The following is a 25,605-nucleotide window of genomic DNA, read 5'->3' on the forward strand; positions in this document are numbered from 1 at the left end:
ACGGCTGAACCCACTGGGATTCCTAGATTTCCATTTTCACTTATTCAAACGTTGGTTTAAAAATCGCTATTGTAGAAGATGTCTAAGCGCTCTATTAACAAGGAAAAAGTGAGGCCGATTAAGCCCCACTCTCCCCAAAACTGCCTTTAGTTTCCGCAGCAGTTTTTATATTTCTTTCCGCTTCCGCAGATGCAAGCATCATTACGGCCAACGTCCATTACTTTTTTCACTGGTTTTTTCTTTGGAGGCTCTCCGCCACTCTCTTTCGGTACAACCGCTTGGCCTTTTGCCACTTCTTCACGTTGCAGGTTATTGCGGATTTGAGCCTTCATGACATACTTTGCCACATCTTCTTCAATGGAAGCAATCATGGTTTCAAACATCGCAAACCCTTCGAACTGATACTCACGAAGCGGATCAATTTGACCGTAAGCACGAAGGTGGATTCCTTGACGCAACTGATCCATCGCATCAATGTGATCCATCCACTTGCTGTCCACCGCACGAAGAACGATAACTTTCTCGAACTCGCGCATTTGTTCCGGAGTAAGCTCCTGTTCCTTCTCATCATAACGAGCTTTTACTTTCTCGACGATAAGCTCAGACATTTCTTCCGGTTCTTTCCCGCGAAGGTCATTAAGCGTAACTGCGCCTTCTTCTAAAAGGTTCGCATCTACATAATCAACGATTCCTTGCAGGTTCCAATCCTCCGGCACTTCCTCTTTGGGAGTATATAGTCCAACTTGACGTTCAATTGCGGAAACAAGCATTCTTTCCACCACTTCACGCAAGTTCTCGGAATCCAACACTTCAAAACGCTGCTTGTAAATAACTTCACGCTGTTGACGAAGAACATCGTCATATTGCAGTAGCTGTTTACGTGCATCAAAGTTATTACCTTCCACACGCTTCTGAGCAGATTCAACCGCACGAGAGACCATCTTACTTTGGATCGGCTGCGTATCATCCATACCCAAACGCTCCATCATGGTTTTCATATTGTCAGAACCAAAACGGCGCATCAGTTCATCTTCCATGGAAAGATAGAATTGCGTCACCCCAGGGTCTCCTTGACGACCAGAACGACCACGAAGCTGGTTATCAATACGACGGGATTCATGACGCTCTGTACCGATAACAGCAAGTCCGCCAACTTCTTTCACGCCTTCGCCAAGCTTGATATCTGTACCACGACCGGCCATGTTCGTTGCAATTGTTACAGACCCTTTTTGACCAGCACCAAGGATAATGTCCGCTTCACGCGCATGGTTTTTCGCATTCAACACGTCATGCTTAATGCCGCGTTTCGTCAGAAGTTTAGAGATAACCTCAGACGTCTCAATTGCAACCGTACCAACAAGCACAGGCTGTCCATTTTTGTTACGCTCAGCGATATCATCCGCCACCGCATTGAACTTACCTTCAATTGTTTTGAAAATAAGATCGGCACGGTCATCACGCACGATGTCCTGATTTGTCGGTATCGCAATAACATTCATATTATAGATATTACGGAATTCCTCTTCCTCTGTTTTCGCTGTACCAGTCATCCCGGCAAGCTTTTCGTACATACGGAAGTAGTTTTGGAATGTAACTGTCGCAAGTGTCATGCTTTCGTTTTGGATATCCAAGCCTTCTTTTGCTTCTATTGCTTGGTGAAGTCCATCAGAATAGCGGCGGCCTTTCATCAAACGACCTGTAAATTGGTCAACGATGACAACCTCGCCTTCCTGCACGACATAATCCACATCATGATGCATCGTCACATGAGCCTTCAATGCCTGGTTAATATGATGATTCAAGGTAACATTGCCGATATCAAACAGATTTTCGATGCCGAAAGCTTTCTCCGCCTTCGTAATTCCATCCTCTGTCAACTGCACACCTTTAGTTTTCACATCATACGTGTAATCCACATCTTTTACCAATGTACGAGCAAACGCATTTGCTTGAATGTACAAGGCTGCAGACTTTTGGGCACTACCAGAAATAATCAAGGGCGTACGCGCTTCATCGATTAAAATGGAGTCAACCTCATCGATTACGGCATAGTGTAGCGGACGCTGTACCATCTGCTCTTTGTACAACACCATGTTGTCACGCAGATAATCGAATCCGAATTCATTGTTTGTACCATAAGTGATATCCGCTTTGTACGCTTCAATCTTTTCATCACGGGAAAGTCCGTTCAGGTTCAACCCGACAGTAAGACCAAGGAACTCATATAGCTGACCCATTTCTGTCGCGTCACGGCTTGCCAAGTATTCATTGACCGTTACGACGTGAACGCCTTTTCCAGTGATCGCGTTCAGGTAAACAGGCATCGTTGCCGTTAACGTTTTACCCTCCCCTGTTTTCATCTCGGAAATGTTTCCTTCATGTAAGGAAACACCACCCATAAGCTGCACTTTATAAGGATAAAGTCCAAGTACACGTTTAGACGCCTCACGAACGACCGCGAAAGCCTCTACCAGCATGTCCTCTAGCTTTTCACCTTTTTGGTAACGGCTTTGAAATTCAGCTGTTTTCTCTTTAATCTGATCATCCGTAAACCTTGCCACATCAGCACTCAGGGAATCTATCTGATCCGCCATCTTCTCCAGACGTTTCAATTGACGCTTATTCATATCAAACACTTTATTTAATAAACCAAGCATACAAACGCTCCTCTGTAACTATAGTCTTATAGCCTAAATAATATATAAATTTTAACACTTATTGGGGGTGGGTACAACTTATTACCGGATATGCCACAACGATTTCCATTTCTCGAAAATTGTCAAGGAGATTTCTGTCGAAACAACAAATATATTTTTCGGAATTGGCTATTCCATTTTTAGTAAAATGGCCCTATAATCATTTTGTCACAACAAAATATTTGACAAAATCGGAGGAACAAAGCGTGTTAAAAAGTAAATTTTTTGTCGTTGTCCTGGCCTTTATTTTTGTATTTTCTTCACTTTCCACTCCTGGTGCTAATGCCTCAAGCTCTTTCTTTAAAGATGCAAATCTTGAACAAGCAGTAATGGACAGTCTTGAAGTGGACGAACTAGATGAGAACAGTTTCACAGACTTCACAGAGCTACACGGTTCTGATTATGGAATAGATAGTTTAGAAGGTTTAGAGACTTACGGAACTAACCTTGAGTTCGTACTTCTAGACAGCAACAATATATCTGACTTAACACCACTTACAAACTTAAAGCAAATCCAACACTTGGAGCTTTCCTTAAATAATATTGAAAACATCAAACCACTTAGTGGATTAAACGAGACTTTCTTATCGCTTGGATACAACAACATATCAGACATTTCCGCCTTTAAAGGATGGACTTCTGGAATGGTGGACCTTTCCGGAAACAATATCACTGATATCACTCCACTTAAAGATATGAAAGAAGGTATGGTTTTCTTATTTGAAAACCCATTGAATGAAAAATCCCTGGAACTGATTAAACAACTTGAACAAAATGAAGATTTAATGATCATTCATGACGGCTCCAAATTTGCTGACCGCCTTTCTGGTCCATCTAGATTTGAAACAGCTGTTGAGATCTCCATGACAGGTTGGTATGAAGCAGATACGGTAGTACTTGCTAACGGCTTGAACTTCCCTGATGCACTTGCTGGTGGACCATTGGCATATGCGATGGATGCACCAATCCTATTAACTCGCCCTGAAACCTTACATGCAGCTGCAAAAGAAGAAATCCTTCGTTTAGGTGCAAGGAAAGTAGTCATTCTAGGCGGAAAAGCAGCAGTATCGGAAAAAGTTGAAAATCAACTTAAAGCACTAGACATCAAGATTGATAGAATAAACGGTGCTGACCGTTACGAAACAGCTAAAAAAATTGCTGACCGTTTAGGGTCACAACATGACGAAGTTGTAGTAGTGAGCGGTAAGAACTTCCCAGATGCATTATCCATCGCACCTTATGCAGCGATGAATGAATTACCAATCCTACTGGTAGCACCTGACAAAGTCCCTGCTTTCACTAAAACAGTACTAAGCAAAGCTACTAAAACTCTTGTTATAGGTGGTCACGCTGCAATTGGAAAATCTCTTGAAAAAGAATTTCCGAACCACACTCGAATCTCTGGTGCGAACCGCTACGAAACTGCAGCAAATGTTATGGAAAAATTAGAAATGGATCCTATGCATGTATTTGTTGCAAACGGCAGAGGCTTTGCAGATGCTCTAACAGGCTCTGTACTTGCAGGTTACTACGGTTCTCCACTTCTTTTGGTTAATCCAGACGAAGCTCCTGAAGCTACTATGTTGGCTGTAGAAAAGTACAACATCAACAGCTTTACTATTTTAGGTGGAGAAGCTTCTGTACCTGAATCTGTAGTAGATCAATTGCTACGTGACTAATATATAAACGTGAAAAGCACTGCATATGCGCAGTGCTTTTTCATTTTCCCTAATAGTATCCCCAATACCTCAGTACTTCCCTCGTCTGGGCGTCATAGCGTTCTTTCCCAGACCACTGAAAATCCTCACCACAACTAGAATTGGTTATTTGAAAAACTTCATATTTCATACCCATACTTGAACTACCAGGTCCATAATGAATACAGGACTTTTTAATTTCCGACCTATTTCCTAGTTCATCGACATAAAAATATTTATCCGTTACCCTCCCAGACCTCCATTCACTAGATGTCTGGAAAATAGCATACTCTTCTATACCTGAACCTTTTAAAGTTGGAAGTTCGTCCAAGCGTAGAGGAATCATAAAGAACTCGCCTTCTTTTGCGATACTTTCTTCATTGGGCATATTATAAAAAACAACAATCGATCCCTCATACCCCTCTGGAATTAAGTAGATATTATTTGTCTCTTCTAAGGAAGTAGTAGTCTGAACATGCACACCCAAAATCGCTAAAGCAGCAAACGGAATAACACTTAATAACTTCGAGAAATGCAACTTCTTACTTTTGTCCTTTGGTGTATCCTTAACAACCTTGATTCCCTCATCAATAAGAAAGAATAATACAGCACAAATAATAGAAAAGATTGCAAGACCTTCTATCACGACCCCTGATATGTAAGCTAAAAACACATATATAAAACCTGCAACGAAAACCCTGCTCTTCGTTAAACTTTTGGTTAGGACATCAGATATAAACGAAACTGGTATACCATATATAAAATTTCCGAATAAGGCAAAAATCAGAACAAGTAAAATAAACCCTTTCTGTTCTGAATCCCAAGAGCTCATAAGTAATAGACCTAGTGTTAAAATAATACTTGAGAATAATGCTGCCACTAATTTTCTCATTAACATTATTTATCCCCCTTTTCCAAGAGAACCATTATCCTCCAATACTCTTCCAGAATATCTTATCACACGGGGACGTGATAAACAGTTATTTTCCGACAAATACCTGCATCATTTCCGGAGAAATTACGACAAAAAAAGAGGCCCACATAGGACCCCTTTAATTTAAAGTATTCACTTATTAATAAGACTCAATCAATCCATATTTTCCATCGTTACGCTTGTATACGACGTTGGTTTCATTCGTTGCAGCGTTTAAGAATACGAAGAAATTATGGCCAAGCAAGTTCATTTGAAGAATCGCTTCCTCACTGTCCATCGGCTTCAGATTGTATCGCTTCGTACGAACCAAGTCTGCTTCGTCCTCATCATCTTCTACTGCCACATGGGCTGGAGCACCGTTATCAATCACTTCGTTAAATAAGTATTTAGGTGAACCTGTATCACGGAGCTTTCGGTTGACCTTTGTTTTATGTTTTCGAATTTGTCGCTCTAGTTTATCTACGACAAGGTCTATCGCTGCATAGAGATCATCGTGACTTTCTTCTGCACGTAACACTAGGCCTGTCATAGGAATGGTTACTTCAATTTTTTGTTGGTTGTTGTAGACTTTCAGATTCACTTTGCATTCTGCATTGTCTGTGGAATCAAAATAGCGTTCAATCTTTCCGATCTTATTTTCTACATAATCTCGGATTGCTGGAGTTACCTCAATGTTTTCACCGCGTACGTTGTACTTCATAAAATGAACTCCTCCTTTTGTTCCTGTTTGGATTTTCCTTACATCCAAACAATCTGCCTACATTCCCCTCCAGTGTTTTTGGAAGGTTAAGCTTGCATTAAGCTTATGTAAACATATTTCTACAATACCCAACAGAATTCCTGCCTAAACGTAAAAGAATTGTTAAGAATTTGTGAATGGTTTTGGCTTGGCTTGTTCTTGTGGGGTGAAACAAGTATATGCTAGGGGGTGAGAAAACTTTCATGTATTTTAGGTACTACTTTTACTTCCTGTTTCCTTGCGTTCCAGTCGTTCGCTTTCCGAGGGGCGTGTGCTTGAGCCTCCTCGCTTCGCTGTGGGGTCTCAAGCTACCGCTATCCCCCTCCGGAGTCTCACGTCTTGCACTTCAGTCAACAGGGTGGATAGCTTACTCAATAAGACCTCACGATATAGCGAAATTAATAATAAAAACCCTCCGAATTTTTGGAGGGCTAGTGGGCGATGTGTGGAAGGATATGGTATTGAATTTCGTTTTTCCAGTTTTCGTATGCTGGTTTGATATAGGTTTGCAGTGCTTCTTTTTCAGGTGCGGTGTTTTGTTCGAAATGGCCAATTTGTTCGAGTTCATCTACCAGATTGCCAAATTGGGCAATGGCATGAAGGGCTTCCTCGTTATTATCAAAGAGAAGAACGAGGTTCACATGCGCTTCTGCAATTTTTCCAATTGCCTCATAGCTATCCAGCATGACTTGGCGCGTTACAGGTGCGGACGCGTTTTGATTTTTGTCACTCAAATAGTAGAAAGCTTCTTCCACCGTTTCAAGTAAGGAATTATACTTCTTTAAAAATAAAAATTCACCTTCTGTCAAATCAGTCATCCTGTACACCTAGTTTCTTTTGTCATAATACATTCCGTCTGCTGTCGGAGAGCTAAATGCTTGCCCATATGCTTTAGCAGTCTTTTTGGACTGCTGAATTTGGCCCCACTCCTGCTTTAACTGTTTGTGAAAAACTTCAAGCTTAGGAGTTACCTGTTGGCTAGCAAGTGCTACCTTTTTACCCAGTTCCATCTCTACTTCTGAAAAAGGCGGTGCTAATCGTTGAAGTAAGGAATCTCTGATTTGCAAGACCTTATCTATCTCTTCCAAAAAGGCGTCCCGGTTTTCTTCGGCAGGTAAAGGCCCATCAAGTAGTGTCAAAAGATGTGTAGTGACTTTATCCAGGTTTTCAATGAGGTTCATTACGCCTTTCCACCTTGCGCGAATGCCTGCTGGCGGTTTGCCTGAATAACTTGCTTCCAGGCATCACGGAACTCCATCATTAGACCTTCCACTTCATCCACGATGGAAGAATCATTCTTCAGGTTAGCATCAATTAGACGACGGTTCATATAATCGTACATTGTCATCATCGACTTTCCAACATCATGACTAGTATCCAATGTGACCATCAGTTCTTGTACAATTTTCTGCGCCTTGATCAGGTTTGTGTTTTTCATTTCAATATCCTTGTCTTCCATTCCCTTTTTGGCAAGCTTCATAAACTTGATAGCCCCGTTATAAAGCATCAACGTCAACTCACCAGGCGTTGCGGTGTTGACGGAATTTTGCTGGTAGGCTTGGTAAGGGTTTTTCATTGCCATATACGTTCACTCCTAGTTATCAGCCATTGGTAAACTGACTCATTAGTTGCATTGATTGTTGATTTGATTGTCCAATTGCCTTTTCCATTGCGGTAAATTGGCGCCAGTAGCGGTCTTCCACAGTTTGCATTCTTCGTTCGAAAGCGGATATGCGCTGGTCGACGTTTAGTAGTTCGCGACCGATGGTGAATTGTTGGGCGGTGCGTGTTGCGTTCCCGGCGCGGGCTTCAATTCCCGATATAGTTGATTCCGCGGCATCACGCAATTTACGAGCTATGCCAAGCGCTGTCCCGTTTTCACCATCCGAAGTGAACATCTGCATAACAGAATTCGGGTCGTTTGCAATTGCCGCTCTCAGCTCATCATCATCAATAACAAGTTTTCCTTTGTCCCGATAATTCGAGCTTGTTGTTATCCCGAGCTGAGCAAGTTGATCATATTGTCCCGTTAAACCAGAAACAGACTCATACAAAGCCGATCTCATTTTGCTTAATCCGGAAGATAGAATGGAGTCATTTCGAAGCAACCCGCTTCTTGCCTTTTCTTCCCACTGTTCAATCTGTTTTTCTGACAAAGCTTCTTTTTCTTCATCAGATAGAGGCTTGTAATCGCGATAGACAGGTTCACCTTTCTTCGCATTAATCTTTTCAATTAATTCATTATATTTGGTAATATAGTTTTTCACTGCATCAAATGTTTGGTCCGTGTCATTTGCAACATTGATAACGGCAGATTGACCCAGCATATCTTCTTTCAAGGTAAAGGTAACACCATTAATGGAAAATGTATTGGAATTCCGTTCCGTTACAACTCCATTTATCGTTACCGTTGCCGGTGTACCCCCAGTTTCTGTCGCTTGATTAAGGTTCATGACACCAGTTAAGAAATCACCTGCAAATTCGATTTCCTTTCCTGTATCTGAAGGGTTAAAGGACCCAGCTTCCCTTTTTGCAACAACCAACCCACCCTTAAATTCATCATAAAATGCGGTTAATCCAAGGTCGGAATTATTTATTTCAGAAACAATATCATCCATTGACTGATCGCCATTAAAGGAGAAAGTTTGCGGTACCGCTTCTCCTGCTTGGTTATATGTTGTTATCTTAAACTCAAAGTCAAATGCAGCAACACTTATTGGTTCGACTGTAACATCTTCCGTAAAGGCAGATCCGAATGTGAATTCCCCTGTCTCTTCGTTTAGATAGACTTGATTCTCGACAATGTCACCTGCTGAGCTGGTAATGACCTCATAATCAACTAGCGTAGATCCATCTGCCATTCTTACAGTAATTGAATCTATACTGCTTCCATCCACTTTCCCGCCTAAAGTAAATGTGGACTCCTCATTAGCTACAGCAGCGTCTGATACAGTTTTCGTCTGGAAATTCCCAAACTTGTCCCGTTGCTCCCATAAACTAGTAGTCGTATCTAATTTAGTGGTACCATCCTTCATGGCTGATGTAGTGGATGAATTGGTAGCCACTTTTGCAATCTGCACATCAGATAGTGTATACGAAACATTGGAAGCAGAAGAACTTGCGGTAGCTGAAACTTTTTCATTTGTTGAAGTTACAGTCTTCTGAGAGTAGGTTTTCTGCAATGTCATATCAAAAGAAAGATTACGAAAATCGTTCAGTAATCTATTTGTTTCGCGGTAATCATCCCGCTTCCACTCTAGCAGTTGTTTCTGCTGTGTCAGTTTATTCATCGGCATACGCTGGGCCTTCATCAAATCACTGACCATCTGATTAATGTCCAACCCACTCTGAAATCCAGTTAAGCGCATATCCTTCACCACCTAAATCTTTTTATCTACAAACAAACCCATATACTCGGTCATCGCCGCATACATATCTAAAAACTTCTTGGAAGGAATCTCCCTTATAACCTCATCAGTGGCAGCATCCACCACCGTCACATAATATTCATTCAATTCATCATGCAGCTCAAATCTTACGGACACATTCATGGGTTTCATAAAATCATTCATGCCGTCCACAATCGTTTCCATCTGTTTTCTACTCTGTTCAGGATGAGCTTGCTTTGTTTCCTTAATTGATACATCTACCTTATTTGAAATTGTTCCTTGAATTAGTGTTCTAGTTGTGGGATCTAAGCTGCCGCCTCCAAATGGCGAAATGTGCATACGGGTCCCCTCCGTGAAATAAAATACTCTAGTAGTATTATCGGATGAACGCTTCAAAGTTAAAGTAAAGTATTAAATTTATTCTTGATACCATCAAACCCTACACCTTTAAAATCTTCAGGGAAAATCGGAAAGAAAATGTATCCATCTAGGTTTTGAAAAAACGTAATCTTTCTGTTTGACTTTTCTCTGTAACCCTTATATTTATTGCTATGGTATAATCCGAAGTATTCAATAATGTAAGTGTGACCTTGAAAGTCTACAATCCAGTCCGGAAAGTAACGTTCTTGCGTAGTAGGGTTTACAAACTTAATTTTCTCTCTTTTTATATGTGCATCTTGTAACCATTCACACAGAAAATTATGAATCTGCAGCTCTTCCATGGAAAAAGAATGCTCAGGAAAAGCTTCCATAAACCACAAATAGAATTTACTATCATAATGTTGATCGACTATACTGATGAATCTCGGAAAGACTTTACGAAAGTACGATCTTGAAAGTTTTGAAGATACTCACGAGAAATATTTCTTTTCCAACAAAAGTTCCTTAGAGCCTTTACTCTATTTTCCTTGCTGTACCAATAACGGTTTGGTACCCTTTGAAATTCTGTAACATCAAATTGTTCTGGGTAGAGTTTGTTAACTAGTTCTATGGGAGAAGCGTTAAATTCTTGGATGAGGCCATACAGACCTTGTTCTTGGAAGAAGGATTTAGTGAAGTGTTTGGGAAATTTGTTAAGTGGAATATTATGTATTTCTAACAATAAATCAATTGTTTTTCTAACATTATTAATATCTTTCCAATAACCATTGGGCTTTGTAAATTCTGCTTCTTTAATATCTGCAGGAAAAAGTGAAATCAATAACTTTGCGGATGAGCCTTTATGTTTTTTCAAGAGCGTTGAAAATCCATAGTTGTATAGCATTTCTTGCTTAACTTGTGAGGGAATGTTCTTGAAGATTATATTTTCTTGTCTTATCATTTCCAATATTCTTTCTCGAGCATAAATGGGATTATCCCAAAACCTTTGAGGAACGTTATCAAAATCAAAAACTTTATATTCTCTTGGATATAAAGCGTTCATCAGTCGAAAGGGCGAATCACCATAACGCTTTAACGGTTTAGAAAATCCCCATTCTACTAACAAATTAACTTTCGCGATTTGTGGGATATCTTCTTTTGTGTAGCCATATTTAATTAAACACTTTTCAAAAAAACTCTTTATATTTTTTGTGTCGGACCAATAGCCACTTGAAACTCTTTGAAAATCCGTTTCTTCAAAACGTCTTTTGTAAACAAATTTTATTAATTTAGGAATAGAGCGATAGTGACTTAAAAGCCCATACATCTTATTCTCTTTTATTAATTGTCTCGATACCAGCGGTATTTCATTATGCGTTAATCTCAGCTTGGATTCCAATACATATCTTAACAAAATAATGATGTTGCTATCCTCATCTAATGAACCTTTCGGCAACGCTTTTTGTTTTCCATCAATAACTTTACAATAATGTTTTATTATATCTTTTTCTTTCATTACTTCCATTTGCATTTAGCGAAAAAAATCTAACTCATCACGCAAAAACAACACCTCTCTTACTTATATTATACCACAAAAAGAACAAATATTCTGTTTTAACACATGAAAAAGAGACCGAAAACAAACCCGATCCAATTCAAAGTTCATAGTTTCACATCAATGGGTTTCCCGAGATGAGAATGGGAGGCAACGGTAGGTTGAGGTACACTGGAATGAATTAGTTCCTTTATGGCCTTGCCCTGTTGCTCCGCATCTCCCATTGCTTTTTTCATAACAAAAATTGAAGCTTGATGCTGCACTTGACTTTGACTAAGGACTATTGAAAGTATTGCGAAGTCCCTATTTCTCTCCCACTAATTTAGAATGCTGGTAAACTTTATTTCCAATTCTAATAACTGTACCTCTTCGGTCCATTTCTTCAACTGTGAGTCGGCACGGAATTTCTCTTCATCTGTGAATTGATTGTGGATAGAGCATTTTCTACTAAATCTCTCATTTTAAATAAAATGTCTTGTACTTCTTTTAGAATGGCATCTTGTTTCTTACATAAATCAAGTTTACCTTTATAGAAAGCTAGCTTTTTTTTGTTCACCCATAATTGGATTACCTTCTCTATTTTATATGGAAAAAGAGACCCTAGATAACCTAGAGTCTCTACTGAAATTGTTATTAACGAAGAAGCTGTAAAACTCCCTGAGGCTGCTGATTTGCTTGAGCTAGCATAGCTTGGGCAGCTTGAGAAAGAATAGAATTCTTTGTTTGATCCATCATTTCTTTCGCCATCGTGCGAACATTTACTTTAATAAATGACTAGACTATATCTTCACCCTAACATATATGTAGGGGTCGGGCACTTCGGATTCACAGTGCTGATGGACACCGTTTCACCTATGGATTTCATCATCATAGCTTTCGCCTTAGATGGTCTATCCTAGTCGTTGAACCTTCTCCATCCTTTCGGAACAGGAGCTTGGCTGCTGATTGCCAAATCTTTTCTTTTTTTAACCATCACGCATGTCGTTTCCAACTACGTTGTGGCAAGAAAAGCTCTCATGGGTTTCCAGCAATTCACCCGATAATAATCGCTAACCGTTACCAGTTAGGACGACTGTGCTTGTCGCTGCTTAGGCAACTAAAGCATAATCAACGTCACGGATACGAGATTCCGCAGCTGTTAGGTTTTCAGAAGATGTACCTAGGTTATTGATAGTGTGTTCTAAGCGGTTTTGAACAGCACCTAATTTTCCACGCTCTGAAGAAACCTTAGAGATTGCATTGTCGATTACTTCAATAGATTTTGAAGCAGATTCTTTGTTAGAGATATTTAATGCAGCTTCAGATTGCACATCATTAGTTCCATTAGTTACAGAATTAGAAGCTGTATATCCAGATTGTCCTGCATTACCTGTTAAACCAAGAGCAGATGAACGCATGTCGTTAATGTTTAATGACATACTTTGTCCAGTATTTGCTCCAATTTGGAACTTCGTGTTGAAGCCAGAACCTTGGGCTCCAGGTCCGACTACTTGTTCAATATTACCTACTGTTTCAGAACTAAACTGAGCGTCCGCTAATGGGGTTCCTGTACCATCTGTTAAAGCAATATCCTTTCCAGTCTCAGAAACGAACTGTAGGGTATTATCTTTAGATAATGAAGCAGTAACTTTATCAGAAATTCCAGCTTCTTGTAAAGCAGCATTAATATCTTTCACTAGATTTTCCATAGCTGCTTGTTTTTCGTTGTCATCTGCGCCAGTGTTAGTTTTATATGCCCCTTCATTAAGAGTTACTGTTACTGCACTCTCGTTGCCAACTGTGATTTCAAAAGTATCACCTTTAGAAAATGCTACATCAGCTGTATCTAAGGTTCCAGCAAATTCAATCCCATGGCGTTCCATTGTTGTTGGATCACCTTTTACTTCTCCTAGTGTTCCTGTTGCAGCTGCATCTGCAAATCCTAACATAACCGCTGAAGGATCACTAGCTGTTGAAACCTCGATAGAACTTGAAGCACCTTGCGATTTCACTGAGAATTCAATGGAACCACCGTTATTTGTAATGTCTACAACTTCAGATAACTTTACACCACCGGATGTTACATTTTTCAATTCATTTACGAAATCATTAGCTGTACCTGCTCCACCTGTACCCTTATAGTCACTACTCCATGTTTGGTTAACTACATCGGAAATATCAAAAGTAGTTCCATTAACTTTAATACTAGCAGTAGCACCAGTAATATCTGCAGCTACCCAAGCAGTTCCTTCAGCAATCTCTGCACTTGTTGCATTCGTTATTTTAGCGCCATCAGAAGAACCAACTCCTCCATTAAGCAACTTTTGAGTATTAAACTCTGTAGTATTACCAATACGGTTAACTTCTGAAGTTAATTGGTTTAACTCATCTTGCATTGCTGTTCTATCAGAATCAGTTGCAGTACCATTTGAAGACTGGTTTGCTAGTTCACGCATTCTTTGTAGAATATCATGTGTTTCATTAAGAGCTCCTTCGGCAGTCTGAATCATAGAAATCAAATTATGTTATCGCAGTGGTTTTTTATCCTCTGCTTCTTTATGTTTCCATAAAGTTCAGGTCATATCTTCACCCCGGTAGGGTGCCCCGCGCTCTTGGGTGGGTTATCGGTACGGTTCCTCACCACCTGACCGTCACACCTTCCTAGCTACTGTTTTACCGATTCACTAGGCTCGGCTCGGTATTGCCCACCATCCACTTCTCAGTTGGTTTGGGGTTCCACCGAATTCACGGAGTTTTCATTTAAGCATTGCTGCTTAAAGCGGCATTTCTATTTACCGTCTTGTGCGTTACGAGAAGCTTGATCTAGTCCACGAACTTGCGCTCTCATTTTCTCAGAGATTGCAAGACCAGCAGCGTCGTCCCCAGCTTTATTAATGCGTAAGCCAGAAGACAATTTCTCCATAGACTTCATTTGAGCGTTTGTTGCAGAACCTAATTGACGGTGCGTGTTTAACGCAGCAATATTGTGATTAATTCTCATTAAAATTTTCCTCCTTGAGTTGTCGCCGATTCACGTCCTTGTGTAATCGGTGTTAGATTTGCAGATAGGTCAAAAGTCGGCCGCCATTTGATTCTATTTGCTTACATGTTTTATATCGACCTGTCTCGACAACTGTTAATAGAGAGAGAGAGATTTTTTTTACAGATTGCATTATTTTTTTAGTTGGTTGCTTAAAGCTTGCAGTAGATCAAGAGAGGAGTGGGATGCTGCGTTGTTTTCCTCTTGGATGGAAAGGTAGATTTCTTTTCTATGTATTTCGATTTGCTTTGGTGCTTGAATGCCGAGTTTCACCTGTTCGCCATTTATACTAAGGACAGTGATTTCGATGTCATCTCCGATTTTAATAGACTCGTCTTTCTTTCGGGTTAATACTAGCATGAGGTCTCCTCCTCTCTATTTGACAATGGCTTCTGGAAATAGATTGTGCTTTGTTTGATATGGGCTACCTGTAAGAATGACTTGCTTTCCAGTTTTCTTTTTCGAGTTCACTACAACAGGAGCCTGCAAGTTTGCAGTTGTCAGATGGAACGGGTCCGCCATCGTCAACACTGCATAAACAGTAACATCTTCAGGTGAATATAGTTCGAGAGCATCCACAGCCTGATCCTCTAATTTAAAATCATAATCAGGGTAGAAAGTGAATGGATTAGTCAGCACAAATCCAAGCTCCGGTGTTTTCACCGACTGCAAAATAAAAAACGTACCGTCCTCTGAAAAAGGAATCACCGTAAACTCCTTCTCCTCCAAGAAACCTGGTAGTCCATTAGGGAAATTGACCACTTCCTCTTCCTGCACCTCTATCAATCCATGATACTTCGTTTCTATTTTCATCGTTTCACAACCTTATATTTTTTGTTCGTAGCCACCTGTGCCAATATGGCGCAGGTTCTCAAAATCTATCTCCAATGATGGATGGTTCGCCAAGCTGAACTGCGAGGAACCTGGTGTGTATTCATGTATCGGATTGTTTATTTTCGCCTCAATGATAGGTTTGCGTTCTCGCACGTCAATATCCACCCTACCAGGCTCATAATCAATTTTCACACTAAAGTGCGACGGAATCCACCCAATATTGAATTCTTTTTTGAGGCCCTCACTGTTTCTCTTAGCCTGACGAGTGATGGCTCCACCACCATTTTCAATCCGCATCATCTCGTTGCCGCCCTGTGCAACCCGCGCCAGACCTGCCAACCAGTCCTGCCTCCCAAGCTGCGCCGCTTCCTCGATCCGTCTACCAACACTCTTCAAATCCATATCCTCCCGCGCCTGCGTCTGATCAATCGTCAATCTCCCAGGCGTTCGTCTCATCGTCAACTCCGCCTTCGGTTGCTCCATACTCAACTCCGCCCTAGGCTGTTCAATCTGCTGAACAGGCTTCTGAATCTGCAACTCAGTCTGTGCAAAAGTGGATTGTAATCGAATTTGAGGAAATAGCATGTATCCTCCAGCTCCTTAATTCCAAAATAAAAACTGCCCCAGAAACAACTGCCATCAAACAGCTCCCTCCAAGACAGTTCCTCACCCTACCTTAAAAAATCTAACAATGAAGGCTGAATCACCCGCGCACCCACACCAAGCGAAGCACGATGCACACTCTCCTGCGACGTTAAATCCGTAATGACCTTCTCAATATCCGCATCCTCATTATCAGACAAGATTCGTGTAGCTACTACTTCCTGATAACCAATACGATTATCCACCATCTCCAAACGGTTGTAACGGGCACCAAGCTCCGAACGTTCCGCCGAAATCGTATCTGCCGACTTATCAAAACGGCCCATCAAATCTTTCAATGCATCTGTATCACTTGTCTCAAGCGCCGACTGAAGCCCATTCCAGATCTCCATCATGTCTTTGTTGAAAACATTTTCCGAATTAATGTTAGACTGGAGCTTGATTCCACGCGATACCTCTACCTCAAACGGAGAGTTTTCCGTACTAACAGACGTAGGATCATTTGCATCCGTGATACGAGGCTTATCAATAGCCGTCCCGTTAAAAATGTATTTCCCCGCAACCTGTGTGTTAGCAACCTGTACAAAATCATGCTTCAGTTGCTCGATTTCTTTTGCCATGGCCTGACGATCTTCTGGTGAATAGGTATCATTTGATCCTTGCACCACCAGTTCACGGGCACGATGCATGACACTTTGCACGTGATCTAATGCCGCTTCTGAATTTTCCATCCAAGCATACGATTCACTTAAATTTCGCTTGTATTGTTCAAGCTCTGTCAGGTTTGTACGGTAATACATACCTTTCATCGCCACGACTGGGTCATCGGATGGCCTGGAGATTTTTTTACCAGTGGAGAGCTGTTCCATTAGCTTGCCCATTTTGCTGTAGCTTGTACTCAATTGACGCAGTGAGTTCTGCGTTAGCATGCTCTGTGTTACTCGCATTTCTCTAACCTACCTTCCGCCTATTCCCATGCCGTTTATTATTTTATCTAAAAGTTCGTCCGTTAACGTAATCATTCTGGCTGACGCATTGTATGCATGCTGATACTGAATCATGCTTGTCATCTCTTCATCTAGTGATACGCCACTTACCGATTGTCGACGCTGGTCTACAGACAACTTTAACGTTTCGCTGTTGTGGGAAAGTCGATTTGCTTCTTGAGCATCTACAGCCAATCCGCCAATTACACTTTCATAGTAGTTTTGGAATGTAGTAGATACACCGTTCAACTGCAGCGAGCGTGCTTTTACTTCTGCTAAAGCTACTGCGTTACTCCCATCCCCTACACGTCCACCAACCTGTCCGACTTTTGGAATATCTATATTAATGAAGTTCCCTTTTGAAACATCTTCAAGACGAACCTTATCTAAATTAAAATTAAAAGAAGGATTTCCGCTCTCGTCTGTAAATTCCTCGGACAATCCCGCACCTAGTTGTTCCAGACTTGCAAAATTCCCAGAGGTTTTCAGTTCTTGCTTCGGGGACTGTGCAGCATCATACACTTTATAAGCAAACTGCTGAACCCCAGCTGCATCTACCGACGACTGCACGGTTACAGAGACATTTTCGACGCCGTTATAACCATGAAATTCCCCGGTTGTGATGACCCCTTTGTTGTAGCCCGAAGCAGCGATATTATCCAATGATTGAACGATATCAGCGGAAACGGTAAACAGCTTTGCCACATCCTTTTTATTACCAGCAGTAATATCTGTATTTTTAAACTCAAAGAACTTAAACGCTGTGTGCTCTCCAGTCTCCATACTTGAAATGCTCCAGCCGGATTCATGGACCCTGTTGATCTCTTGGGCAAACTCATAGGCCACTGTATCAAGGTGGTTCAGCATATCAGGGTATAGACCCTTTTCTGTGTTGCCTTCCATGAAGCCGTACGAATCAATTAGTCCACGAAGTTTACCGGAAGCCTGCATGCTGCCAATTCCAAAGCTTGTATCTCCAAGCCTGTAGCCGTCTACCAGTTCAGTATCATTATGATACTCCAGGGATAGGCTATTCACTTTAAGGCTTGTTGCATCAACCAGGTTGCCGATTTTGCGACCAGAGTCATCCACTAAATCAATGGTAAGTTTCCCTTCTGCAAGTGCACTTGGGCTTCCACCTGTTCCCACTTGAGTTGTCTTGATATTCACAAGCTGGGAAAGCTCGTCAACCAGACGATCTCTTTCATCGTAAAGATCATTAGCAAGATAGCCATGAGGCTCAATTTCACCAATCTGTTTATTGACGTTATTAATCTGCTGGCTAAGTGCATTAACTTGCTTCAGCGTGACATTCATCTCATTTTTAATATCACCTTGAACTGAGGTCAGGGAATCAGATAAGAATCGAAACGTTTCCGCAACCGCCAATCCGCGTTGCCTCACTACAGAACGGGCACCTGCATTAGTAGGGTTTACCGCCAAATCTTGAAATGACTGCCAAAAGCGATCCAAAGTCGTTGAAAGCCCAGTCTCGGATGGCTCGTTCATAATCTCTTCCATCTTTTGAAGAGAATCTGCACGAGATTCCCAGTAACCAAGCTTATTGTTTTCCCCACGATACTGGATATCCAGGAAACTCTCCCGCACACGTTGAATGCTGCCTGCTTCTACCCCTGTCCCAATCTGCCCTGGAATTTGCGGACGATTTAATGATGGAGCAGGATATGGCTCTGTCTGGACAAAATTAACTCTTTGCCTCGTGTAACCTGGTGTATTAGCATTGGCAATGTTATGACCAACCGTTTGAAGGGCAGTTTGCTGGGTAACCAGACCACGTCTCGCAACTTCGAGACTATGAAATGTTGAACGCATGGATGTTCCTCCTAAGCTCTTGAATCGAACAGCGAGCGCGCTGGGGCACTGACACTTTTTTTCGTTATTCGCAGGTTTTTCGTTAGTTCACAGCATTTGGCTGCGGATTTAAGGTATTCAAAGTCATCGTGACAAATTGCAGGGACTGCTGAAGCAGGAGCTGATTAAGCTCGTTTTGTTTTTTGAATGTTATTGATTGTATCAGTTAGCCTTTTGTTTCAAGTCATGCAAGAGAGTTTTCTCCTCAGGGGTGGCCCATTTCTGCAAGCTCAGTAACCGTTTTTCCCTTCTGACAGTTCTGCTCTCTGCTTTTCTAACTGGACAATCGCTCTCGTATACTGCTTTTCTTCTCTAGTAATCTGTTGCAGCTCTTCAACCTTGTTTGCTTTTACAATCTCTTCTTTCCGCACCGTTAGTTCATAGAGGTAGGCATGCAAGGTAAGCATTTTTTCAAGTAGGGTAATGATGGTTGGAATCGACATATGTTCTCCTTATTTTGAAGCAATATTATTTATTAAAATAGTAATCGATCATCTTGTTGGCTACAGCTTTTGAGTCTACTTGGTAAGTGCCGTTATCCACAGAGACTTTCAGTTTAGCGATCTTTTCCTGACGAGCTTCAGCAAATTGGGAACGCTCTTGAAGCTCTTTTGCTTTGCTCGATATTTCTACTTGGTCGCTTTTGGTCTGGTTTGCCTTTGCAGCTTGTTGCTGCTTCATTTGATTTTTATATGGGTTAATCCCTGAAGGTCCTAAATTGTTTATTTTCATTTGGTATCCCTTCCTTCCGAACGGTTTGTCTATTTATTTTATCGACACCTTGGCCAGAATGTTTATTAAAACTTCTTATTTATAACGTGGTATGTTTTTCCTTCTTCACGTATTACACGTTCTCTTTCTTCTTCGCGTTCTAATTGAGAAAGCTGTCCGTGTATATCCTTTTTACAGTTCTGACACAGCTTGTCCTCTCTAATAATCCTACCACAACGGTCGCACGGATAGCCTAAATTCGGAAAATGAGCGAGTTGAATCCGACCTTTTCTGATGAACTTGATAATCAGATATTCCTCAACCCCGGTGTCTTCCACCACTTGGTCCATCGTTGCCGTCCGATTTTCTCGTTGACGGATATATTTGTAAACAGTCTGGTACTTCGCTTCCTCTTCTTTATAGCACGTTTCACATACTTCCCGAAACGCATTTTTTACATAAATCTGACCACAGTTTGGGCAATTATCTAGTTGAGACATTTCGCAACTCCTTTTCGAGCAATGAATTCTTACTCTTTATATCGTAAAAGATGGCAAAATGTTAACTGCGAACAAGAGTGAAGGATGAAATCTCTTTTGCCCCGGCATCTTTTAGGACTTTTGCCGCCATGCGCACGGTGGTTCCAGTTGTGTATATGTCATCGATGAGAAGGATGTTTTTTCCTTTTACTTGTTCTGGGTTCGGGACATAAAAAGTATTCTCCCGTTCCATTCTCTCTTTTCGTGCTTTTTTTGATTGTTTTTCTGAGTTGTTTTTGGAGAGTAACTCTTCGGTCTTTTCAGGTAAAAGCTCTGCTAGAAGTAGCGACTGATTGAAACTACGTTCATATTTGCGGTCTTCACTTAAGGGGATAGGGACAAGGATGGGACTATCTTTCTTCCATTCCGCTTCATATGTTTGGCGGAATGCTTTCTGGAAAACTTGTGCCAAAACGGCATCACCGCGAAATTTATATCTCGCTAACACTTCTTTCATATGGTCATTGTATTGGTAAACCGACCTGTTCTTTTGAAGCAGCCCAGCTGTGGGCGGATCTTCCTCCCATCTAAAACAGTCGGAACAGAGGTTCTCACTGCGGTTTTCTGGTGCCACCATTGTCCACTCACGACCGCAAATAATACATAGCTCTCCTGCGACTTTTTGAAAAGCACTTTCACATTCTTCACAAATGGGGTTATCTTGTTGCAATCCTAGGAATGCGCTCCATCCAAACGAAGAAGAAACATCACCCTGACAAATCAAGCAATTCTTCATTGGAAGAACCCTCCCTTCCGCGCTTGGTAGTTCATTCTTCTGATTTGATCAACAGCAGCGACCATTTCATTTGTCTTTCCATAGTGAAAAAAACGGACGTCGCCACTAGGATAATGGCTGCTTCTGCCCGCCCTTCCCGATATCTGAACAAGCGCACTTTCTGTGAAAACATCATCCTCCGCACCGAGCACTCCTACTTGAACGTCCGCTACTGTCACGCCTCGTTCTAGAATGGTGGTGGTTACTAGTATTTTTATTTTTCCTTCACGGAATCTCGCTACCTTCTCTTTTCGTTCAGTATCCTTTGAATGCACACCCGCCACGAAGTCAGCGTGTTCCTTTGCCAAGATTTTAACCACTTTTTCTAAGATGTCTATCTTGGGAACAAATAGAAATATAGGTCTTTCTTTTTCTAGTAGTTTTCTTATCCAAATACGGACATTCTCGGGAAGCTGGCCTTTCGAGACTTTTTTCTCCCATTTTCCACACCACTCCAACGCTGGAACCGGTAAGGGCTGTTTATGGTATCTAGCTGGAATCACCACAGATTCAAGGCTTTTAGCACGAACCTCTCTTTGCATTTTTTTCGATGGAGTGGCACTTAAGTAGATAAGGCTTCCCTTTTCTGTTCGTGCCTGTTTTGCCGCATACTCAAGCGTTGGATCCATGGAGTAAGGAAAGGCATCGACCTCGTCAATAATGAGGGTGTCAAATGCACGGTAATAACGAAGAAGCTGGTGAGTTGTGGCAATAGTGAGGGGGGCATTTTTCGTTCTGTCTTCGCTGCCTCCGTAAAGGGTGGCAATTTCGATGTCAGGAAAAACTTGATTTAATCTAGGTGATAATTCTAATACTACGTCCGTTCTTGGTGTGCCAATGCAAACACGGCCGCCTTTACTTAGTGCCGTTTCGATTCCTTTGAAAAGAACCTCGGTTTTCCCTGCCCCACAAACGGCCCAGACGAGGAGAGATGTGTTATTTTGGACTGCTTTTATGACTTTGTCGGAGGCGAGTTGCTGACCTTTGGAGAGGTTGCCTTCCCACGAGATGCATACATGTTGGTCACTCAGCCTATGCTGTGGTCCATTCCACGAGATAAGCGGAGTGCACTCACTTACCCGCCCCATCATGATGCAATGGCGGCAATAGGTGCACGTTTGGTGACAGCGGGCACAATTAAACAAAGCAAACAGGTTTTGATCCGTGTTTCCACATCGATTGCATTTGGTTCCTGTTTTGGTGGAATGAACTCCATAATCGAGTTTTACATATCCGTTTTGATAATGTGTTTGGAGGGTGTCATGGCTGAACGGGAGTTCGTCTGCTAGAAGTCTTTTGCCGGAGAGGAAGTGTTGGAGGTCTTGGTCAAATGGGAAGGTTGCCTGGATGGGAGGTTGCGGAATGTTAGGGAAAGCAGATATTCTTTGGGTGTCTTCTGATTTTTGGTTGGTGATTATTATTAGGTCATTGCTTGTTTGAGTGAAAAGCATTAGTTACCTCCTTTGATTTTGAATTTCGGTAGTTGATATGGGTGTTCTCTCTGCCCGTTTTGTTGTTATTTTTGTTTAAACGGTCACTGAGGTGCCCTCTCTAAGCCCCTTCTGTTGGTTTTCTCCCTCAAACGGTAACAGAGAACCCGTCTCTACGACCGTTCTGTCGGTTTTCTTCATCAAATGGTCACAGAGACGTCTCCTCTACACCCGTTTCACTGTTACTTCACTTCAAACGATCACTGAGATGGAAATATACGGATAAACTCTCGTCACTTCACAATAAATCTCCCCAATAAATAAAAAAAGGCACCCCAAGCAACCCACTGCTCCTGATGCCTTTCCATACTCTCGATGTTGTCGCGTCAATATTATCCTATCGCTTATACCACCCAAGCCCCAATGCACCTTCACCAAGGTGCGTTCCAATTACCGGGCCGAAGTAGCTCAAGAAAAACTCCACATGCGGGTATTTCTGTTCAAGCTCTTTCTTCATCTCTTCCGCTTCCGCTTCACGATTCGCGTGAATCACACACGCGCGCATTGGGACTCCCAATGAAGCATCTTCATCAAACAAATCATGAATACGCTTGACCGCTTTTTTGCGAGTACGAATCTTTTCAAACGGAACGATTTTCGTATCAACAAAATGCAACAGTGGTTTCACCTGCAAAAGGCTTCCGACAATCGCTTGGGCACTGCTTAAACGGCCACCACGCTGCAAGTGGGAAAGGTCGTCTACCATAAAGTAAGCTCGGTCAGATTCTTTCATAACGTTCAATCGTTCCATAATTTGCTCGGGAGACTTTCCTTCTGCAGCCAGTTCCGCTGCTTCTAACGCATAGAAGCCTTGGATCATACAGCTGATCTCGGAATCAAATGCGTAAACTTCGATTCCATCCACCATATCACCCGCTGCAACAGCACCTTGAAAAGTACCACTAATGCCGCTAGAAAGATGAATGCTCACCACGGCATCATAGTCCTTAGCAAGTTTTTCAAAAAGCGAAACAAACTCGCCAATTGCCGGCTGGGAAGTTGATGGGAGTTCGCGGCTATTTTTGACCTCTTCGTAAAATTGCTCTACTTTGATGTCCACTTCTTCTTGGTACGATTCATTCCCGAAGATTACATTTAACGGGATCATATGTATGTCATGCTTTTCGCGTAATTCTGCTGAGATGTAGGCAGTACTGTCTGTAACAATCGCCGTTTTCATATTGTAGACCTTCCTTATACAAAAGTATTTCTGTTATCTATTATAGATTGTACATGAAACGGCAATAAGTTTCATCTATTGTTTGATTTAAATTGGGATTAGCATACTCCTCCATTAGCAACCCCACAAAAAAAACCCTGGAGACAAAAATCCCCAAGGCTACCTAACCTCTACCCAGCCATTCTTGATTGCAACAACAACAGCTTGTGTACGGTCATTTACATTCATTTTTTGAAGGATGTTACTTACATGGTTTTTAACCGTCTTCTCACTAATGAACAACGCTTCCCCGATTGCCTTGTTGCTCTTTCCGTCAGCCAACAACTGAAGCACTTCGCACTCCCGGCGAGTCAACAAGTGAAGCGGGCGGCGAATTTCAATTTGTTGATACGTTGTAGCCGTTGAGCCACCGCCATTGCCTCCACGTACACCGCTTCGCACACCATTTTCCGTCAAACGACGGTATTCCCTTACAAGGTTGTGCGTTACTTTCGGGTGAAGATATGACCCACCATCCGCAACCACCTTGACAGCATCAACTAATGCATCTGCGTCCATCTCTTTTAAAAGATACCCGCGTGCACCTGTTTGCAGTGCGTGTGTAACGTAATTCTCGTCATCATGAATGGATAGTACGATGACCTTTGCTTCCGCGTTAGCTTCCACTAAACGTCTTGTAGCCTCCACACCATTTACTTTCGGCATGTTGATGTCCATGATGATGACGTCTGGATCATGCTTTTCCATTAGTTCCAACGCTTCCTCCCCATCGTCACCTTCTGCCACAACGTGAAAGTTAGTTTCAAAATCAAGAATGCGTTTAACTCCTTCACGGAAAAGCTGATGATCATCAATAATCACGATTTTTGTCGTATCCATTCCTCTCATCCTCCCAAATACATCTTTAGCCTAACGGAATCTTGATGAAGACGGTAGTTCCTTTGCCAGCCGAGGATTGGATGTCCATTTCTCCGCTGATCAGTTCCACTCTTTCTCTCATTCCAATTAAACCAAACGACTTTTCTTTTTTTTCTGTCGTATCAAATCCTACTCCGTCATCTTTTACAATGACAATGATATGGGTAGGTTTCACTTCTAATTTTACATAGATGGAGCTTGCCTCAGCATGCTTTATGGCATTTGTCAGCGACTCCTGAACAAGCCGGAACACTGCTACCTCAAGGTTCGAGGAAATGCGGTGTTCCACTCCGAGGTTCATAAATTCAATTTGCGGATATCCGTTATGATAATCCTCGATAGTCGAAATATATTTCTTTAAAGTAGGCACCAACCCAAGATCGTCGAGTGCCATCGGTCGAAGGTCGTAAATAATCCTTCGCACTTCATATAGAGCGGAGCGCACCATTACTTTCAGGGAGCGGATCTCTGAAAGAGCTTCCCCAGGGCCCCGCTCCCGGAAAGTCCGGTCAATCAAGTCGGAGCGCATCATCACATTGGCCAGCATTTGCGCAGGTCCATCATGAATCTCCCGAGAAAGACGCCGGCGTTCCTCCTCTTGCGCTTCCATGATTTTAAAGCCAAAATCACGCTTCTCTGAGGCATCGGCAATCATCTGGCCGACCTGTTGAAGATCTCCTGTGACATAGTTTAAAATCACCGAAACTTGACTAACAAGGCGATCCGCTTTCGTGATGGTTTCTTCAAGATTCAACAATCTGCGCTCTATCTCGTTTCTTCTGTTGCGAAGTTGGGCCTCTTTTTGCGAAATCGTATGAAGTTCCAACTGCAACTCATGTGCATGATCATATGCTTGTCTAATTTGATCTTCTGTATAATTTTTAAACTGTCTGCTCACTTCTGAAAGACGGTTTCTTGCATGCCGGACCTGGACCTCCAGCTTGTCCTGTTTGTGGATAAGCTGTGCCACTTCCAGCTTGACCGCATTTAATTCTTTTCCGAGATTCTCAAATTCTTTGCGGGAGCTTTCCCCGATTTCAAAAATCTCGTCCTTGCTCACTTCAACGGTTTTCACCATCTGTTCAATAATCATGTCTAATTGTTTAGAGTTTATAACTTTCCGAGACATAGGACATCCTCCAAAAGACCCTGTATTCTTAAAAGAATATCGCCAATACTTCTTTATTTTTATAGTACATTATACCCAAAAGGAAGAAAGACACTATATGCTATATCATTCCAATTCTTCCAAACCTTTGTGGGGGTACCTGTCGAAAATTGTCCACACCTTATTATATCGGACCAAAG

25 protein-coding genes and 4 pseudogenes are annotated in these 25,605 nt (G+C 41.8%); 1 reads left to right on the forward strand and 28 read right to left on the reverse strand.

All coding sequences use genetic code 11. From position 1 onward, the window contains the following. Positions 1 to 146: 146 nt before the first annotated feature. A complete protein-coding gene (gene secA, locus M313_RS0115015) occupies positions 147 to 2,657 on the reverse strand; it encodes a preprotein translocase subunit SecA (protein ID WP_010196955.1) in 2,511 nt (836 codons plus the stop codon). Positions 2,658 to 2,902: 245 nt separating this feature from the next. On the opposite strand from secA, the gene M313_RS24655 reads away from it, so the two are divergent. Further along, on the forward strand, positions 2,903 to 4,375 hold the full coding sequence (locus M313_RS24655; protein WP_010196962.1) for a cell wall-binding repeat-containing protein: 1,473 nt from the start codon (positions 2,903 to 2,905) through the stop codon (positions 4,373 to 4,375). Between the two features lie 49 nt (positions 4,376 to 4,424). On the opposite strand, the gene M313_RS0115025 is transcribed toward M313_RS24655, so the two are convergent. The 27 genes and pseudogenes from M313_RS0115025 to M313_RS0115145 form a co-directional block, all read right to left on the reverse strand. After that, positions 4,425 to 5,291, reverse strand: a complete 867-nt coding sequence (locus M313_RS0115025; protein WP_010196967.1) for a DUF6843 domain-containing protein — start codon at positions 5,289 to 5,291, stop codon at positions 4,425 to 4,427. Positions 5,292 to 5,466: 175 nt separating this feature from the next. Continuing rightward, positions 5,467 to 6,027 (reverse strand): ribosome hibernation-promoting factor, HPF/YfiA family, encoded by a 561-nt coding sequence (gene hpf, locus M313_RS0115030; RefSeq protein WP_010196969.1) that lies wholly within the window; start codon positions 6,025 to 6,027, stop codon positions 5,467 to 5,469. Positions 6,028 to 6,497: 470 nt separating this feature from the next. Further along, positions 6,498 to 6,884, reverse strand: a complete 387-nt coding sequence (locus M313_RS0115035; protein WP_010196972.1) for a DUF8042 domain-containing protein — start codon at positions 6,882 to 6,884, stop codon at positions 6,498 to 6,500. A 9-nt stretch (positions 6,885 to 6,893) separates the two neighbouring features. Further along, positions 6,894 to 7,247 carry a flagellar protein FliT gene (gene fliT, locus M313_RS0115040; protein WP_010196975.1) on the reverse strand — a complete coding sequence of 118 codons (354 nt, stop codon included), beginning with the start codon at positions 7,245 to 7,247 and terminating at the stop codon, positions 6,894 to 6,896. Further along, positions 7,247 to 7,648 carry a flagellar export chaperone FliS gene (gene fliS, locus M313_RS0115045; RefSeq protein WP_010196983.1) on the reverse strand — a complete coding sequence of 134 codons (402 nt, stop codon included), beginning with the start codon at positions 7,646 to 7,648 and terminating at the stop codon, positions 7,247 to 7,249. Before fliS ends, fliT begins: the two co-directional genes overlap by 1 nt. A 19-nt stretch (positions 7,649 to 7,667) precedes the next feature. Then, on the reverse strand, positions 7,668 to 9,434 hold the full coding sequence (fliD, locus tag M313_RS0115050; protein ID WP_010196986.1) for a flagellar filament capping protein FliD: 1,767 nt from the start codon (positions 9,432 to 9,434) through the stop codon (positions 7,668 to 7,670). A 12-nt stretch (positions 9,435 to 9,446) separates the two neighbouring features. Beyond that, positions 9,447 to 9,794 carry a flagellar protein FlaG gene (gene flaG, locus M313_RS0115055; protein WP_010196989.1) on the reverse strand — a complete coding sequence of 116 codons (348 nt, stop codon included), beginning with the start codon at positions 9,792 to 9,794 and terminating at the stop codon, positions 9,447 to 9,449. Between the two features lie 59 nt (positions 9,795 to 9,853). Continuing rightward, entirely contained in the window at positions 9,854 to 10,207 is a 354-nt protein-coding gene (locus M313_RS0115060) for a hypothetical protein (RefSeq protein WP_010196990.1), read from the reverse strand. Between the two features lie 38 nt (positions 10,208 to 10,245). Further along, positions 10,246 to 11,331, reverse strand: coding sequence for a DUF4046 domain-containing protein (locus M313_RS0115065; RefSeq protein WP_157182480.1), 1,086 nt, complete (start codon positions 11,329 to 11,331; stop codon positions 10,246 to 10,248). A gap of 146 nt (positions 11,332 to 11,477) precedes the next feature. After that, positions 11,478 to 11,606, reverse strand: coding sequence for a hypothetical protein (locus M313_RS25355; RefSeq protein ID WP_234946573.1), 129 nt, complete (start codon positions 11,604 to 11,606; stop codon positions 11,478 to 11,480). 397 nt (positions 11,607 to 12,003) lie between these two features. Beyond that, positions 12,004 to 12,117: pseudogene (locus tag M313_RS25360) on the reverse strand (flagellin); the annotation flags it as partial. A 353-nt stretch (positions 12,118 to 12,470) separates the two neighbouring features. Continuing rightward, positions 12,471 to 12,626, reverse strand: a pseudogene (locus M313_RS27015) (flagellin); the annotation flags it as partial. A gap of 1,092 nt (positions 12,627 to 13,718) precedes the next feature. After that, positions 13,719 to 13,859 (reverse strand): annotated as a pseudogene (locus tag M313_RS27020) (flagellin N-terminal helical domain-containing protein); the annotation flags it as partial. A 284-nt stretch (positions 13,860 to 14,143) separates the two neighbouring features. Then, positions 14,144 to 14,350: pseudogene (locus M313_RS0115080) on the reverse strand (flagellin N-terminal helical domain-containing protein); the annotation flags it as partial. A gap of 171 nt (positions 14,351 to 14,521) precedes the next feature. Beyond that, on the reverse strand, positions 14,522 to 14,749 hold the full coding sequence (gene csrA, locus M313_RS0115085) for a carbon storage regulator CsrA (protein ID WP_010197004.1): 228 nt from the start codon (positions 14,747 to 14,749) through the stop codon (positions 14,522 to 14,524). A gap of 15 nt (positions 14,750 to 14,764) precedes the next feature. After that, entirely contained in the window at positions 14,765 to 15,202 is a 438-nt protein-coding gene (gene fliW, locus M313_RS0115090; protein WP_010197007.1) for a flagellar assembly protein FliW, read from the reverse strand. Between the two features lie 12 nt (positions 15,203 to 15,214). After that, complete coding sequence (locus M313_RS0115095; RefSeq protein ID WP_010197009.1) at positions 15,215 to 15,808, reverse strand: DUF6470 family protein; 594 nt, start codon at positions 15,806 to 15,808, stop codon at positions 15,215 to 15,217. Positions 15,809 to 15,894: 86 nt separating this feature from the next. After that, the gene (flgL, locus tag M313_RS0115100; RefSeq protein ID WP_010197012.1) at positions 15,895 to 16,773 is read right to left on the reverse strand and encodes a flagellar hook-associated protein FlgL; all 879 of its coding nucleotides are present in this window, start codon (positions 16,771 to 16,773) and stop codon (positions 15,895 to 15,897) included. 9 nt (positions 16,774 to 16,782) lie between these two features. Further along, positions 16,783 to 18,645 (reverse strand): flagellar hook-associated protein FlgK, encoded by a 1,863-nt coding sequence (gene flgK, locus M313_RS0115105; protein WP_010197014.1) that lies wholly within the window; start codon positions 18,643 to 18,645, stop codon positions 16,783 to 16,785. 269 nt (positions 18,646 to 18,914) lie between these two features. Next, entirely contained in the window at positions 18,915 to 19,127 is a 213-nt protein-coding gene (gene flgN / locus M313_RS0115110; RefSeq protein WP_010197194.1) for a flagellar export chaperone FlgN, read from the reverse strand. Between the two features lie 25 nt (positions 19,128 to 19,152). After that, a complete protein-coding gene (gene flgM, locus M313_RS0115115) occupies positions 19,153 to 19,416 on the reverse strand; it encodes a flagellar biosynthesis anti-sigma factor FlgM (protein WP_010197197.1) in 264 nt (87 codons plus the stop codon). Between the two features lie 65 nt (positions 19,417 to 19,481). Next, positions 19,482 to 19,895: a TIGR03826 family flagellar region protein gene (locus M313_RS0115120; RefSeq protein ID WP_010197200.1), complete on the reverse strand. Its 414-nt coding sequence runs from the start codon at positions 19,893 to 19,895 to the stop codon at positions 19,482 to 19,484. A 61-nt stretch (positions 19,896 to 19,956) separates the two neighbouring features. Continuing rightward, positions 19,957 to 20,670, reverse strand: coding sequence for a ComF family protein (locus M313_RS0115125; RefSeq protein ID WP_010197202.1), 714 nt, complete (start codon positions 20,668 to 20,670; stop codon positions 19,957 to 19,959). After that, on the reverse strand, positions 20,667 to 22,160 hold the full coding sequence (locus tag M313_RS0115130) for an ATP-dependent helicase ComFA (RefSeq protein WP_010197205.1): 1,494 nt from the start codon (positions 22,158 to 22,160) through the stop codon (positions 20,667 to 20,669). Before M313_RS0115130 ends, M313_RS0115125 begins: the two co-directional genes overlap by 4 nt. A 376-nt stretch (positions 22,161 to 22,536) precedes the next feature. Then, entirely contained in the window at positions 22,537 to 23,379 is an 843-nt protein-coding gene (locus tag M313_RS0115135) for a DegV family protein (protein ID WP_010197208.1), read from the reverse strand. Positions 23,380 to 23,538: 159 nt separating this feature from the next. After that, positions 23,539 to 24,258, reverse strand: a complete 720-nt coding sequence (locus M313_RS0115140) for a response regulator (RefSeq protein WP_010197211.1) — start codon at positions 24,256 to 24,258, stop codon at positions 23,539 to 23,541. 25 nt (positions 24,259 to 24,283) lie between these two features. Further along, complete coding sequence (locus M313_RS0115145; protein WP_010197213.1) at positions 24,284 to 25,426, reverse strand: sensor histidine kinase; 1,143 nt, start codon at positions 25,424 to 25,426, stop codon at positions 24,284 to 24,286. Positions 25,427 to 25,605 lie beyond the last annotated feature (179 nt).

Source organism: Bacillus sp. m3-13 (assembly GCF_000175075.1).
In the GTDB taxonomy this organism is placed as follows: Bacteria; Bacillota; Bacilli; order Bacillales; family Bacillaceae_I; genus Sutcliffiella_A; species Sutcliffiella_A horikoshii_C.